Annotated in this window: 10 protein-coding genes; 5 read left to right on the top strand and 5 right to left on the bottom strand. The window is 54.0% G+C overall.

The annotated features are described in order from the left end of the window. The first annotated feature begins 3 nt into the window (after positions 1-3). The 3 genes from fsa to FC814_RS09145 all read left to right on the top strand — a co-directional run bounded on the left by fsa (position 4) and on the right by FC814_RS09145 (position 2,813). Positions 4-666: a fructose-6-phosphate aldolase gene (fsa, locus tag FC814_RS09155; RefSeq protein ID WP_137325847.1), complete on the top strand. Its 663-nt coding sequence runs from the start codon at positions 4-6 to the stop codon at positions 664-666. A 10-nt stretch (positions 667-676) separates the two neighbouring features. After that, the gene (gene gldA, locus FC814_RS09150; RefSeq protein ID WP_000373988.1) at positions 677-1,780 is read left to right on the top strand and encodes a bifunctional L-1,2-propanediol dehydrogenase/glycerol dehydrogenase; all 1,104 of its coding nucleotides are present in this window, start codon (positions 677-679) and stop codon (positions 1,778-1,780) included. A gap of 415 nt (positions 1,781-2,195) precedes the next feature. After that, complete coding sequence (locus tag FC814_RS09145) at positions 2,196-2,813, top strand: DUF1287 domain-containing protein (protein WP_137325846.1); 618 nt, start codon at positions 2,196-2,198, stop codon at positions 2,811-2,813. Between the two features lie 25 nt (positions 2,814-2,838). Here FC814_RS09145 and yijE read toward each other — a convergent pair whose 3' ends face one another. From yijE to metB, 5 genes are all read right to left on the bottom strand, one after another. After that, on the bottom strand, positions 2,839-3,744 hold the full coding sequence (gene yijE, locus FC814_RS09140) for a cystine transporter YijE (protein WP_032226772.1): 906 nt from the start codon (positions 3,742-3,744) through the stop codon (positions 2,839-2,841). A 96-nt stretch (positions 3,745-3,840) separates the two neighbouring features. Continuing rightward, complete coding sequence (katG, locus tag FC814_RS09135; protein WP_024212599.1) at positions 3,841-6,021, bottom strand: catalase/peroxidase HPI; 2,181 nt, start codon at positions 6,019-6,021, stop codon at positions 3,841-3,843. 328 nt (positions 6,022-6,349) lie between these two features. Continuing rightward, positions 6,350-7,240 (bottom strand): methylenetetrahydrofolate reductase, encoded by an 891-nt coding sequence (gene metF / locus FC814_RS09130; protein ID WP_000007526.1) that lies wholly within the window; start codon positions 7,238-7,240, stop codon positions 6,350-6,352. Between the two features lie 316 nt (positions 7,241-7,556). After that, positions 7,557-9,989 carry a bifunctional aspartate kinase/homoserine dehydrogenase II gene (metL, locus tag FC814_RS09125; RefSeq protein WP_000110772.1) on the bottom strand — a complete coding sequence of 811 codons (2,433 nt, stop codon included), beginning with the start codon at positions 9,987-9,989 and terminating at the stop codon, positions 7,557-7,559. A 2-nt stretch (positions 9,990-9,991) separates the two neighbouring features. Continuing rightward, positions 9,992-11,152, bottom strand: a complete 1,161-nt coding sequence (metB, locus tag FC814_RS09120; RefSeq protein WP_001295694.1) for a cystathionine gamma-synthase — start codon at positions 11,150-11,152, stop codon at positions 9,992-9,994. A 276-nt stretch (positions 11,153-11,428) separates the two neighbouring features. Here metB and metJ point away from each other — a divergent pair, with 276 nt between their 5' ends. Both metJ and FC814_RS09110 read left to right on the top strand, forming a co-directional pair. Next, positions 11,429-11,746 carry a met regulon transcriptional regulator MetJ gene (metJ, locus tag FC814_RS09115; protein WP_000852812.1) on the top strand — a complete coding sequence of 106 codons (318 nt, stop codon included), beginning with the start codon at positions 11,429-11,431 and terminating at the stop codon, positions 11,744-11,746. 196 nt (positions 11,747-11,942) lie between these two features. Further along, positions 11,943-12,551 (top strand): YiiX family permuted papain-like enzyme, encoded by a 609-nt coding sequence (locus FC814_RS09110; protein ID WP_000877404.1) that lies wholly within the window; start codon positions 11,943-11,945, stop codon positions 12,549-12,551. Positions 12,552-12,583: the final 32 nt, after the last annotated feature.

Below are 12,583 nucleotides of genomic sequence, written 5' to 3'. Positions count from 1 at the left end.
ATCATGGAACTGTATCTGGACACCGCTAACGTCGCAGAAGTCGAACGTCTGGCACGCATATTCCCGATTGCCGGGGTGACAACTAACCCGAGCATTATCGCTGTCAGCAAGGAGTCCATCTGGGAAGTGCTGCCGCGTCTGCAAAAAGCGATTGGTGATGAGGGCATTCTGTTTGCTCAGACCATGAGCCGTGACGCGCAGGGTATGGTGGAAGAAGCGAAGCGTCTGCGCGACGCCATTCCGGGCATCGTGGTGAAAATCCCGGTAACCGCCGAAGGTCTGGCAGCAATTAAAATACTGAAAAAAGAAGGTATTACTACGCTTGGCACCGCTGTATATAGCGCCGCACAAGGGTTATTAGCCGCGCTGGCAGGCGCCAAATATGTTGCTCCGTATGTTAACCGCGTAGACGCCCAGGGCGGTGACGGTATTCGCACGGTTCAGGAGTTGCAAGCATTGCTGGAAATGCACGCGCCAGAAAGCATGGTGCTGGCTGCCAGCTTTAAAACACCGCGTCAGGCGCTGGATTGTTTGCTGGCAGGATGTGAATCCATCACCCTGCCCTTAGATGTAGCGCAACAAATGCTCAACACGCCTGCGGTAGAGTCAGCAATAGAGAAGTTCGAACACGACTGGAACGCCGCATTTGGCACTACTCATCTCTAAAGGAGCAATTATGGACCGCATTATTCAATCACCGGGTAAATACATCCAGGGCGCAGATGTCATTAATCGTCTGGGCGAATACCTGAAGCCACTGGCGGAACGCTGGTTAGTGGTGGGTGACAAATTTGTTTTAGGCTTTGCTCAATCCACTGTCGAGAAAAGCTTTAAAGATGCTGGACTGGTAGTAGAAATTGCGCCGTTTGGCGGTGAATGTTCGCAAAATGAGATCGACCGTCTGCGCGGCATTGCGGAAACAGCTCAGTGTGGCGCAATTCTCGGTATCGGTGGTGGCAAAACTCTCGATACCGCCAAAGCACTGGCGCACTTTATGGGCGTTCCGGTAGCAATCGCACCGACCATAGCCTCTACCGACGCACCGTGTAGCGCACTGTCTGTTATCTACACCGATGATGGTGAGTTTGACCGCTATCTGCTGCTGCCGAACAACCCGGAACGCGTCATTGTGGATACAAAAATCGTTGCTGGCGCACCTGCACGTCTGTTAGCGGCGGGTATCGGCGATGCGCTGGCAACCTGGTTTGAAGCACGTGCCTGCTCTCGCAGTGGCGCGACCACGATGGCGGGCGGCAAGTGCACCCAGGCCGCGCTGGCGCTGGCTGAACTGTGCTACAACACCCTGCTGGAAGAAGGCGAAAAAGCGATGCTTGCTGCCGAACAGCATGTGGTAACTCCGGCGCTGGAGCGCGTGATTGAAGCGAATACCTATTTGAGCGGTGTAGGCTTTGAAAGCGGTGGTCTGGCTGCGGCACACGCGGTGCATAACGGCCTGACCGCTATCCCGGACGCGCATCACTATTATCACGGTGAAAAAGTGGCGTTCGGTACGCTGACACAACTGGTGCTGGAAAACGCACCGGTTGAGGAAATCGAAACCGTAGCGGCGCTGTGTCATGCCGTTGGTCTGCCAATTACCCTGGCGCAACTGGATATTAAAGAAGATATTCCGGCGAAAATGCGGATTGTCGCAGAAGCATCTTGTGCAGAAGGTGAAACTATTCACAACATGCCAGGCGGCGCAACGCCAGATCAGGTTTACGCCGCACTGCTGGTAGCCGACCAGTACGGACAGCGTTTCCTGCAAGAGTGGGAATAACCTATGCCAAACTCCCGGCTTGTCCGGGAGTTTGAGATTGCAGGCAAAGTGGGCACGGTATTCCCCCTTGCCGGGGTCGCGCCGGAGCTGGTTTGTTCCCCTCACCCTCTCCCCAAAGGGGCGAGGGGACCGTCCGGGCACGTTTTATACATTGTCGCCCGTCTGAAACACCTGCGTTGTCCGGGTGTTGGAAATTGCTGCCAAACTGGCTCATTCGTCACTGAGGGCACGGTTTTCCCCCTCGCCCTCTCCCCAAAGATGTGAGGGAACCGTCCGGACACTTTTTTACTTTGTCACCCATCTGAAATTCCGCGTTGTTCGGAGTTTTTTTATCCGCTTCTGGACATTTTCCCCACAGAACATTCAAACGCCCGGAAGGTCGAATCTGCGACGATTATTTTCACGGACGAAACAGATGAAAGCTTCACTCGCGTTGGTCAGTCTTCTGACGGGATTTACCAGCCACTCCTTAAAATCTCCCGCCGTTCCACCAACCGTGGTACAAATCCAGACCAACACCAACCTTGCCATCGCAGACGGTGCCAGACAGCAAATTGGCAGCACGCTGTTTTACGATCCGGCATATGTGCAGCTTACCTATCCTGGCGGCGATGTCCCGCAGGAGCGCGGCGTATGTTCTGATGTAGTGATCCGCGCCTTGCGCAGCCAGAAGGTCGATTTGCAGAAGCTGGTGCATGAAGATATGGCGAAGAATTTTGCCGATTATCCACAAAAGTGGCAGTTAAAACGTCCGGACAGCAACATCGATCATCGTCGGGTGCCGAATCTGGAAACCTGGTTTAGCCGCCACGATAAAACACGCCCCACCAGCAAAAACGCCAGTGACTATCAAGCGGGCGATATTGTCTCCTGGCGATTAGATAACGGGCTGGCGCATATTGGGGTGGTGTCAGATGGCTTCGCCCGCGACGGTACGCCGCTGGTGATACATAACATTGGCGCAGGCGCACAGGAGGAAGATGTGCTGTTTAGCTGGCGGATTGTCGGGCACTACCGCTATTTTACGAAATAAGCGATAGCACCCATGAAGATACGCTTCAGATCCTTTTTACGCTGACGGCTTCTTTTTTCTTACGGCTCACCAGCGCCAGTGCCAGCACAATCAGCACAATACCGCTACCTTCAACGGCCCCCGGATTCTCACCGAGCAGCCACCAGGAAAAGAGTACGCCGCAAACGGGAACGGCCAGTGTGCTTAAGCTGGCAATACTGGCGGGTAAGTTTTTCAGCACAAACAGCCATAAGCTCCAGGCCAGCGCCGTCGCCAGAATCGCACTGTAGGCCAGCGCCCAGAACACTGTGGGCTGCCAGTCAATTTCACGTTGCGGCACCAGTAAAGCGACCACACTCATCACCAGCGCCGCATAGAGCATCTGCCAGGATGTTAACGACAATAAATCCACGCGCGGATGACGGGCATACAGACGTTTAGCAACAATCGCGCTCGCCCCCCAACTAACACCGGAGAGGATTGCCAGGATGGCGCTTTTCATCGAGGAGAAATCGAGTTGCCACGGCTGCAACACCAGCAATAAACCAACGGCGGCAATCAGAATCGCGAAATATTGCCCACGTCGCAGGCGTTCACCGAGAAACAATGCCGCGAGAATCACCACCCAGAATGGCATGGTATAACTCAGGATAGCCACTTTTCCCGCACCGCCGCTGACCAGCGCCCACTGCGCCAGGCCAACCATCCCACAGGTTTGTAACAGGGCAATGGCTAAGGTGTATTTAAACGGCGTCGGGCGCATTCCGCGACCACGTAATAAAAGGACGATGAATAAAACGAGAGCGCCGAAAATGCAGCGTAAGGCGGTGAAGTCGAAGGCACCGATGTAGCTGGTGACTTGCTTCATGAAAATCCAGCTATAACTCCAGATAAGTGTGAGCACAACCAGGCCACTGATTGCCAGTGGGTTGCTCTTTCCCGTAGTAGGCATGAGAGATCCAGCGTGTAGTAGTTTTGTTAGCGACACTATACGCCGGTAAAGAAACTTCAGCGACTGCCTGAAAGGCAGTCGCTGAAGGAGGTCAGATTACAGCAGGTCGAAACGGTCGAGGTTCATGACTTTCACCCATGCTGCCACGAAGTCTTTAACAAACTTCTCGTGGGCATCGCTGCTGGCGTAAACTTCCGCCACCGCGCGCAGGACAGAGTTAGAACCAAACACCAGATCCGCACGGCTGGCCGTGTATTTCACTTCGCCGGTTTCACGGTCACGGCCTTCGAAAAGCTCTTTCGATTCGTCGGTCGCTTTCCACTCGTAACGCATATCCAGCAAGTTCACGAAGAAGTCATTGCTCAATACGCCCACGCGGTCAGTGAAGACGCCGTTTTTACTGCCATCGAAGTTGGCACCCAGTACACGCATCCCGCCCACCAGCGCGGTCATTTCCGGCGCGGTCAGCGTCAGTTGCTGTGCTTTATCAATCAGCAGCGACTCGGTGGTGGAAACATCCAGACGGGCGCGATAGTTACGGAAGCCGTCAGCAATCGGCTCCAGCAGCTCGAACATCTCGATGTCAGTCTGATCCTGACGCGCATCGACACGACCCGGCGCAAATGGTACATGAATGCTCAACCCTGCGGCGCTTGCGGCTTTCTCTACGCCAACCACACCTGCCAGCACGATGATATCCGCCAGCGAGGCTTTGCCAGACTCTTTCTGGATTTTCTCCAGAACTGGCAGAGCACGAACGGCTGCGGCGTTCACATCCCAGTCGCGCTGCGGTGCTAATGCCAGACGCGCACCGTTGGCGCCACCGCGTTTGTCGCCACCACGGAAAGTAGAAGCAGACGCCCAGGCCACCGATACCAGCTCACTGACAGACAGACCAGAATCCGCAATCGCAAATTTCAGACTGATAATGTCTTGTTCGGTCGGGTTGTAGATCGGCTGCGGCAGCGGATCTTGCCAGATCAGATCTTCTTTCGGTACTTCCGGCCCGATGTAGCGAGATTTCGGCCCCATATCCCTGTGCGTCAGTTTGAACCAGGCACGGGCAAAGGCTTCGTTGAACGCCTGCGGATCGTTGAGGAAGCGACGAGAGATCTTCTCGAACTCTGGATCAAAACGCAGCGTCAGGTCGGTCACCAGCATCGTCGGCTTACGTTTCTTCGACGGATCAAACGGATCCGGGATAATTTCCGGTGCGTCTACCGCTTCGAACTGGATTGCGCCAGCCGGGCTGCGGGTCTGTACCCACTCATATTTGAACAGGTTTTCGAAGAAATAGTTGCTCCACTGGGTCGGCGTCTGCGTCCAGACCACTTCCAGACCAGAGGTGATGGCATCTGCGCCAACGCCGCTGCCGTAAGTGCTCGCCCAGCCTAAACCTTGTTCTTCAATCGGTGCAGCTTCCGGGTCAGGGCCAACGTTAGATGTCGGACCGGCACCGTGGGTTTTACCCAGCGTGTGTCCACCCGCGATCAGCGCCACGGTTTCTTCGTCGTTCATCCCCATGTTGCCAAAGGTCGCGCGGATAGCTGCCGCCGCAGAAAGCGGTTCGCCGCTGTGATCCGGGCCTTCCGGGTTAACGTAAATCAGCCCCATCTCGGTTGCGCCCAGCGGTGCTTTCGCCAGTGCTTCTGGATGACGGTGGGTCAGCCAGGCTTTTTCATCACCCCAGTTAACGTCGAGATCCGGTTCCCAGACGTCTTCACGACCGGCACCAAACCCGAAGGTACGGAAGCCGGAGTTTTCCAGCGCCACGTTACCCGCGAGGATAAACAGGTCTGCCCAGGAGATTTTCTGACCATATTTCTGTTTGATTGGCCACAACAGGCGACGCGCTTTATCAAGGCTTACGTTATCCGGCCAGGAGTTCAGCGGTGCAAAACGTTGCTGACCACGACCTGCGCCGCCGCGTCCGTCGATGGAACGGTAAGTCCCCGCGCCGTGCCAGGCCATACGAATAAATAAGCCCGCATAGCTGCCCCAGTCGGCTGGCCACCACGGCTGAGATTCTGTCAGCAGGGCTTTCAGATCTTTTTTCAGGCCGTAGTAATCTAATTTGCTGAATTCTTTGCGGTAGTCAAAGTCCTCACCCAGCGGGTTAGAACGATTAGAATGTTGGTTTAACAGGTCAACACGGAGTTGATTTGGCCACCAGTCGCGAGTGGTTGTGCCCCCACCTGCGCTCTGGTCATGACCGCCCTGATGGAACGGGCATTTGCCGGTGGCTGTCGTGTTATGGATATCGTCTGACGTGCTCATCAATGTGCTCCCCTCTACAGTGTTACCGTTACGATACACAGCGTTAGAGAGAAGTTATAATTGAATTAATCCACGGATGCGATAGTTGAGATCTTACATATTGTTGGTTAAAGAGATGTAGATCAAATTGATCGTAATTAAGCCTTTTTGATTATGTCCGATTTAGGACAAATACTTTATAAAAAAGTGTTTTAGCTTCACATCCTTCAAGGAAGAAGGGAGAAAACAAGGCTGACTACCTTATTTTCCCACCCTCATTTAGAGGCAGCATTTTGTGCTCTGTTTAAAATTTGTGATCACTGTGTGATTTTCACAAAAGACACAATGTTTATAAACCAGGTCGAACACCCAGCGTATGGCAAATCGCGTAACTCATTTCAGCGCGGTTAAGCGTATAGAAGTGGAAATCTTTCACTCCTTCCCGGCTTAAAATCTTCACCATATCCATGGCAATATTCGCGCCCACCAGCTTGCGGGTTTCGGCATCGTCATCCAGACCGTCAAACATTTGCGCCATCCACGCCGGAATACGCACGTTGGTCATGTCGGCAAATTTCTTCGCCTGTTTAAAGTTAGAGACCGGCAAAATGCCCGGAATAATTTCCACATCGATACCCGCCGATACGCAGCGATCGCGAAAACGCAGGTAGCTTTCGACATCGAAGAAGAATTGAGTAATCGCACGGTTGGCGCCGGCATCGACTTTACGTCTCAGGTTAAGCAAATCGGCCTGGGCACTTTTCGCTTCCGGGTGAACTTCCGGATACGCCGCCACGGAGATATCAAAATCCGCCACTTCTTTTAACAGCGTCACCAGGTCAGAGGCATACATTTCCGGCTTACCGCTTCCCGGCGGCAGGTCGCCACGCAGCGCCACAATATGGCGAATGCCGTTATTCCAGTAGTCGCGAGCGATGGTGCGCAGCTCATCGGGAGTCGCATCAATGCAGGTGAGATGCGGCGCAGCTTCCAGACCGGTGCGATCTTTAATGCCTTTAATGATGCTGTGTGTACGGTCGCGCTCGCCGGAGTTCGCGCCATAGGTCACCGACACAAACTTCGGTTTCAGGCTGCTAAGGCGATCAATGGAGTTCCACAGGGTCTGCTCCATTTCACTGGTACGCGGCGGGAAAAACTCGAAAGAAACGTTAATCTGCCCCTGGACTTCTGCCAGGCTCTGATTCAGGGCATCCCGCTGGCTGGCGTGAAAAAAGCTCATACCTTACCTCATCAATCGCTTGTAGTTATATGTTGTGTTGTGAACATCTATCCATTTAGACGTCCAGATGTAAAGATGAAGGAAAAGCCGAGGGGCGTCAACCGAAAAATGACCAATGATGGTGAGGAAAAATCAGGGAAGATGAAAAAGATTCAGGATGGGAATTACAAGAAACCTGGCAGACGGATTTATTGTTTCTTGCCGGATGCAGCGTGAACACCTTATCCGGCTTACAACTCAATGATAATTAGGTAAATTGTGTTAAAGGCCATAAGCCCAACAAGCATGTACATCATGCCTAATTGGGCTCCTGAACTTACAACAACTGCGCCAGCCGGTTAATATCCGACTGAATCGCCCCAGCGGTGACATCGCGCCCTGCGCCTGGTCCACGGATCACCAGCGGGTTATCGCGATACCAGCGGCTTTCGATGGCGAAGACGTTATCGCATGGCAGCAGTGATGCCAGCGGATGATCTTCCCGCACCGCTTCCACGCCCACACGCGCTTTGCCGTTGGCATCGAAACGCGCCACGTAGCGTAGCACCAGCCCCATTTCGCGGGCAGCTTCCAGCCGTTGTACCATCTGCTCGTTCAGCTCATCGCCATTTTCAAAGAAATGGTCGATGCTGCCGCCTTCGCAATGAGCAGGCACCAGCGACTCCACACGCACCTGATCCGGTTCGATGTTGTAACCTGCTTCACGCGCCAGAATCACCAGCTTGCGCATCACGTCTTTGCCGGAAAGGTCATCACGCGGGTCAGGTTCAGTTAACCCTTGCTGCCATGCCTGATCCACCAGCTCGGTAAACGGCACGCTACCGTCGAATTGCAGGAACAGCCAGGAGAGCGTGCCGGAGAAGATCCCGCTGATCGACAAAATAGTATCGCCGCTGTCGATCAGATCGCGCACGGTATGGTTGATCGGCAAGCCTGCGCCGACGGTAGCGTTGTACAGCCAGTGACGCCCGGTTTTTTCGAAGGCGTCGTGGATCTGGCGATATTTATTGCTGTCGCTGGCTCCCGCCAGTTTGTTGGCACTGATGACATGGAAACCGTGGCTGGCGAAATCAAGATATTGATCGGCAAGCTGCTGGCTGGCGGTAACGTCCAGCACCACTAAATCATCATACGGATGGGCGCGCATCCACAGGAACAGCGACTCTTCATCCTGCTCGACGGCTTCATCATTGAAGAACGCTAACGCGCGGCTGGCGTCCAGCCCGTCATAGCTCAACAGACTGCGGCGACTGTCCACTACGCCTGCCAGCACAAATTCAAAGCCGGTACGCGCCGAAAGCGTGCTCTGCTCACGGGCAAACAGTTCCAGCCAGCGGGAACCGATATTGCCCTTGCCGAACAGAACCAGGCCAATGCGTTTTTCCGCGCGAAATACGGACTGATGCAACCCCTGGATCAGGCTTTCGGTCGGGCCGGTACGCAGTACTGCCACCAGGCTGATGCCGTCATCCGACTGCCAGGTAAACTCGACCGGCTGGCCTTTCAATTGCTGCCAGAAACGGTGGCAATGCAGCGGGTTACGGGTGACGCCCGCCCCGACCATCGCCACCAGCGCCAGCCCCTGACGCAGACGCAGTTCGCCAGGTAATCCCGCTTCGTCGAGAATTTTCAGGGCGCTGTCAGCCACTTCGGAGGTGTAGCAAAATTGCAGCAACTGGCGATCGTTATGTACGCCAACCGCCAGTGGGCGCACCTGCGCGCGTTTCAGGATCTGGTCGATTTCTTTATGCGCCAGTTTGAAGTCCTGGCTGGCGGGCACCTGAAACTCAATCAAACAAACATCATCATGGCTGGTGACAATACGCGCTCCTGTACCGGAAGCCAGCACGCGTTCAATGCGTGTAGAGCCTTGATCCGGCGTGTAGCTACAGCGCAGTTGCAGGTCAATTTCGCTGCCAGAAACTGGCTGTAAAGTACGGGCGTGGAGGACAGGTGCCGCCAGACGAGCCAGCTCGCTGGCCTCATCAAGACGCAGCAACGGCAGCAGGCAGGCATCTTTCACTTTACGCGGGTCGGCGCTGTATACCCCGGCGACGTCGCTCCAGATGGTTACGCGAGAAACACCCGCCAGCGCACCGATTTGGGTAGCGGAATAGTCAGAACCGTTACGCCCCAGCAGCACCGTTTCACCGGCGTTGTTACGGCTGATAAACCCGGTCACTACCAGACGTTTGCCCGGATGCTGCACCAGCAGTTGTTGCAGCAGCGGGTAAGAAAGCCCTTCATCAACCTGCGGTTGTGCGGCGCGTTCAGCACGTAAAAACTCGCGGGCATCAAGCCAGGCCGCAGGCAGTCCTTGTTGGTTAAGCACCGCAGACATCAGGCGCGCCGACCACACTTCACCGTGACCCACAACTTCCGCATACACCGCGTCGTTAATACCGCTGTCGAGCAGCGCCGCCAGGCGTTCAAGATCGCTGACAAAGGCGCTAATAAGGCTATCGGCTTCTTCGGCAGGTAACAGGCCGCTAATCAGATCGCATTGATAACGACGTAGCGTTTGTTGAACCTGATGCGCAGAGAGACGATCGGTCTGGCTTAGTTTCAACCAGTTAATCAACTGGTTAGTGGTGCTACCGGCGGCGGAAACCACCATCATATCGTCGGGCTGAGAGTACTCCGCCATAATGCCCGCGACACGCAAATAACACTTCACATCAGCCAGACTACTGCCACCAAATTTATGCAGTTGACGACCTTTCGCCCCTGCCTGCGCAATCACACTCATTTTTACCCCTTGTTTGCAGCCCGGAAGCCATTTTCCAGGTCGGCAATTAAATCTTCGCCATCTTCTATACCGGTGGAGATACGCAACAGCGTCTCGGAGATCCCGGCGGCAGCACGCGCTTCTGGCGCCATGCCTGCATGTGTCATGGTTGCGGCGTGAGAGATTAAACTTTCCACTCCCCCTAACGATTCCGCCAGCGTAAACAACGACAGCCCGCCCAGGAAACGACGCAGCGTTTGCTCATCGCCATCCAGTTCAAAACTCAACATTGCGCCAAAGCCTTTTTGCTGGCGCGCGGCAATTTCATGCCCCTGATTTTCCGGCAGCGATGGGTGATAAAGTTTTTTCACCAACGGCTGGGTTTGCAGATATTTCACAATCGCCTGCGCGTTACGCTGAGCCAGCTCCATACGCGGCACCAGAGTACGCAGACCGCGCAGCAGCAGATAGCTGTCAAACGCGCCGCCCGTTACGCCAATATTGTTTGCCCACCAGGCCAGTTCGGTGACAACATCTGGATCTTTAGCAATCACCACGCCCGCCACCACGTCTGAGTGACCGTTCAGATATTTCGTACATGAATGCAACACCAGATCGGCACCTAATGCCAGTGGATTTTGTAATGCCGGGCTTAAGAAGGTGTTATCCACCACGCTCACCGCCCCGACTTCCCTTGCCAGATGGCAGATTTTCGCAATATCCACGACGCGTAACAATGGATTACTTGGGCTTTCTACCAGCACCAGTTTAGGTTTTTCTGCCAGTGCCGCCCGTAATGCCTGCTCATCGCCCTGATCAACAAACAACACGCGATAGCAACCGCGTTTCGCCAGGCTGTCGAACAGGCGATAGCTGCCGCCGTAGCAGTCGTGCGGCGCAACCAGCAGATCGCCGGGTTTCAAAAAGACAGTCGTGACCAGGTGAATAGCTGACATGCCGGTATTGGTTAGCACCGCACCTGCACCGCCTTCCAGTTCTGCCAGCGCCCGCTGGACCACATCGCGCGTTGGGTTGCCGCGACGCGAGTAATCATGCGCGCGTGGTTCGTTAAATCCGGTAAAGTTATAGGTGCTGGAAAGATGGATAGGCGGGACAACGCAACCATACTGTTCGTCGTCATTTAACCCGCTACGCACTGCAATAGTGGCCTGTTTACGCGTCATGTGATGAAGTTTCCTGGGCTTTGTTGGTGAAATGTCAGGCACCAGAGTAAACATTGTGTTAATAGACGTCAATACATCTGGACATCTAAACTTCTTTGCGTATAGATTGAGCAAATCCGAAATTGCCGTTAAAATTATATGCATTATCACGCTGGCAGGCGCATTACACGATGTCACGGTAGCGCCTGTGCGGTAAACTATGCGGGTTTATGACCAGTACCCTTATAAACTGTGCGGTCTGGTCTCAATTTATTGACGAAGAGGATTAAGTATCTCATGGCTGAATGGAGCGGCGAATATATCAGCCCATACGCTGAGCACGGTAAGAAGAGTGAACAAGTCAAAAAGATTACGGTTTCCATTCCTCTTAAGGTGTTAAAAATCCTCACCGATGAACGCACGCGTCGTCAGGTGAACAACCTGCGTCACGCTACTAACAGCGAGCTGCTGTGCGAAGCGTTTCTGCATGCCTTTACCGGGCAACCTCTGCCGGATGATGCCGATCTGCGTAAAGAGCGCAGCGACGAAATCCCGGAAGCGGCAAAAGAGATCATGCGTGAGATGGGGATTAACCCGGAGACGTGGGAATACTAAAGCGGAAAAGAGCGGCGCGGAGAGTGGAATCGCCTGATGCGCTACGCTTATCAGGCCTACGTCATATTGCAATTTATTGAATTTGCACGAACTTGTAGGCCGGATAAGGCGTTCACGCCGCATCCGGCATAAACAACGAGCACGTTGTCAGCGGTTCTGCTCTAACCCACCGCTTTTTATACATGGACGTTTAACTATGAAATACAGGCTACTGCTCCCCGGCCTGCTGGTTTCTGTGCCTGCCCTTGCCTGGCAACCGCAAACCGGCGACATCATCTTTCAAATTTCTCGCTCATCGCAAAGTAAAGCAATCCAACTGGCAACCCATTCCGATTACAGCCACACCGGTATGTTGGTGATGCGTAACAAAAAGCCCTACGTCTTTGAAGCGGTCGGCCCGGTGAAATACACCCCGCTCAAACAGTGGATCGCCCACGGTGAAAATGGCAAATACGTTGTTCGCCGCGTTGAAGGCGGACTCAGCGCCGAACAGCAACAAAAACTGGCGCAAACGGCAAAACGTTATCTCGGCAAACCATACGATTTCAGCTTCTCGTGGAGCGACGATCGCCAGTACTGTTCGGAAGTGGTGTGGAAGGTTTATCAGAACGCGCTGGGAATACGCGTGGGTGAGCAGCAAAAACTAAAAGAGTTCGATCTTAGTAACCCGCTGGTTCAGGCAAAGCTCAAAGAACGCTACGGCAAAAATATTCCTCTTGAGGAAACTGTGGTTTCACCTCAGGCCGTTTTCGATGCGCCACAACTCACTACCGTTGCTAAAGAATGGCCGCTGTTTTCATGGTAATGGGCCAATCGCATCATAATTGGCCCCCCCAA

It is taken from the genome of Escherichia sp. MR, from assembly GCF_005280595.1.
Classification (GTDB): domain Bacteria; phylum Pseudomonadota; class Gammaproteobacteria; order Enterobacterales; family Enterobacteriaceae; genus Escherichia; species Escherichia ruysiae.
This window is presented reverse-complemented; position numbering and strand designations above follow the sequence as displayed.

Excerpts from the sequence above, each read along its gene's own strand:
- metJ (WP_000852812.1), top strand. The coding sequence starts at position 11,429 with ATGGCTGAATGGAGCGGCGAATATATCAGCCCATACGCTGAGCACGGT.
- fsa (WP_137325847.1), top strand. The coding sequence starts at position 4 with ATGGAACTGTATCTGGACACCGCTAACGTCGCAGAAGTCGAACGTCTG.
- FC814_RS09110 (WP_000877404.1), top strand. The coding sequence starts at position 11,943 with ATGAAATACAGGCTACTGCTCCCCGGCCTGCTGGTTTCTGTGCCTGCC.
- metF (WP_000007526.1), bottom strand. The coding sequence starts at position 7,240 with ATGAGCTTTTTTCACGCCAGCCAGCGGGATGCCCTGAATCAGAGCCTG.
- yijE (WP_032226772.1), bottom strand. The coding sequence starts at position 3,744 with ATGCCTACTACGGGAAAGAGCAACCCACTGGCAATCAGTGGCCTGGTT.
- metB (WP_001295694.1), bottom strand. The coding sequence starts at position 11,152 with ATGACGCGTAAACAGGCCACTATTGCAGTGCGTAGCGGGTTAAATGAC.
- katG (WP_024212599.1), bottom strand. The coding sequence starts at position 6,021 with ATGAGCACGTCAGACGATATCCATAACACGACAGCCACCGGCAAATGC.
- metL (WP_000110772.1), bottom strand. The coding sequence starts at position 9,989 with ATGAGTGTGATTGCGCAGGCAGGGGCGAAAGGTCGTCAACTGCATAAA.
- FC814_RS09145 (WP_137325846.1), top strand. The coding sequence starts at position 2,196 with ATGAAAGCTTCACTCGCGTTGGTCAGTCTTCTGACGGGATTTACCAGC.
- gldA (WP_000373988.1), top strand. The coding sequence starts at position 677 with ATGGACCGCATTATTCAATCACCGGGTAAATACATCCAGGGCGCAGAT.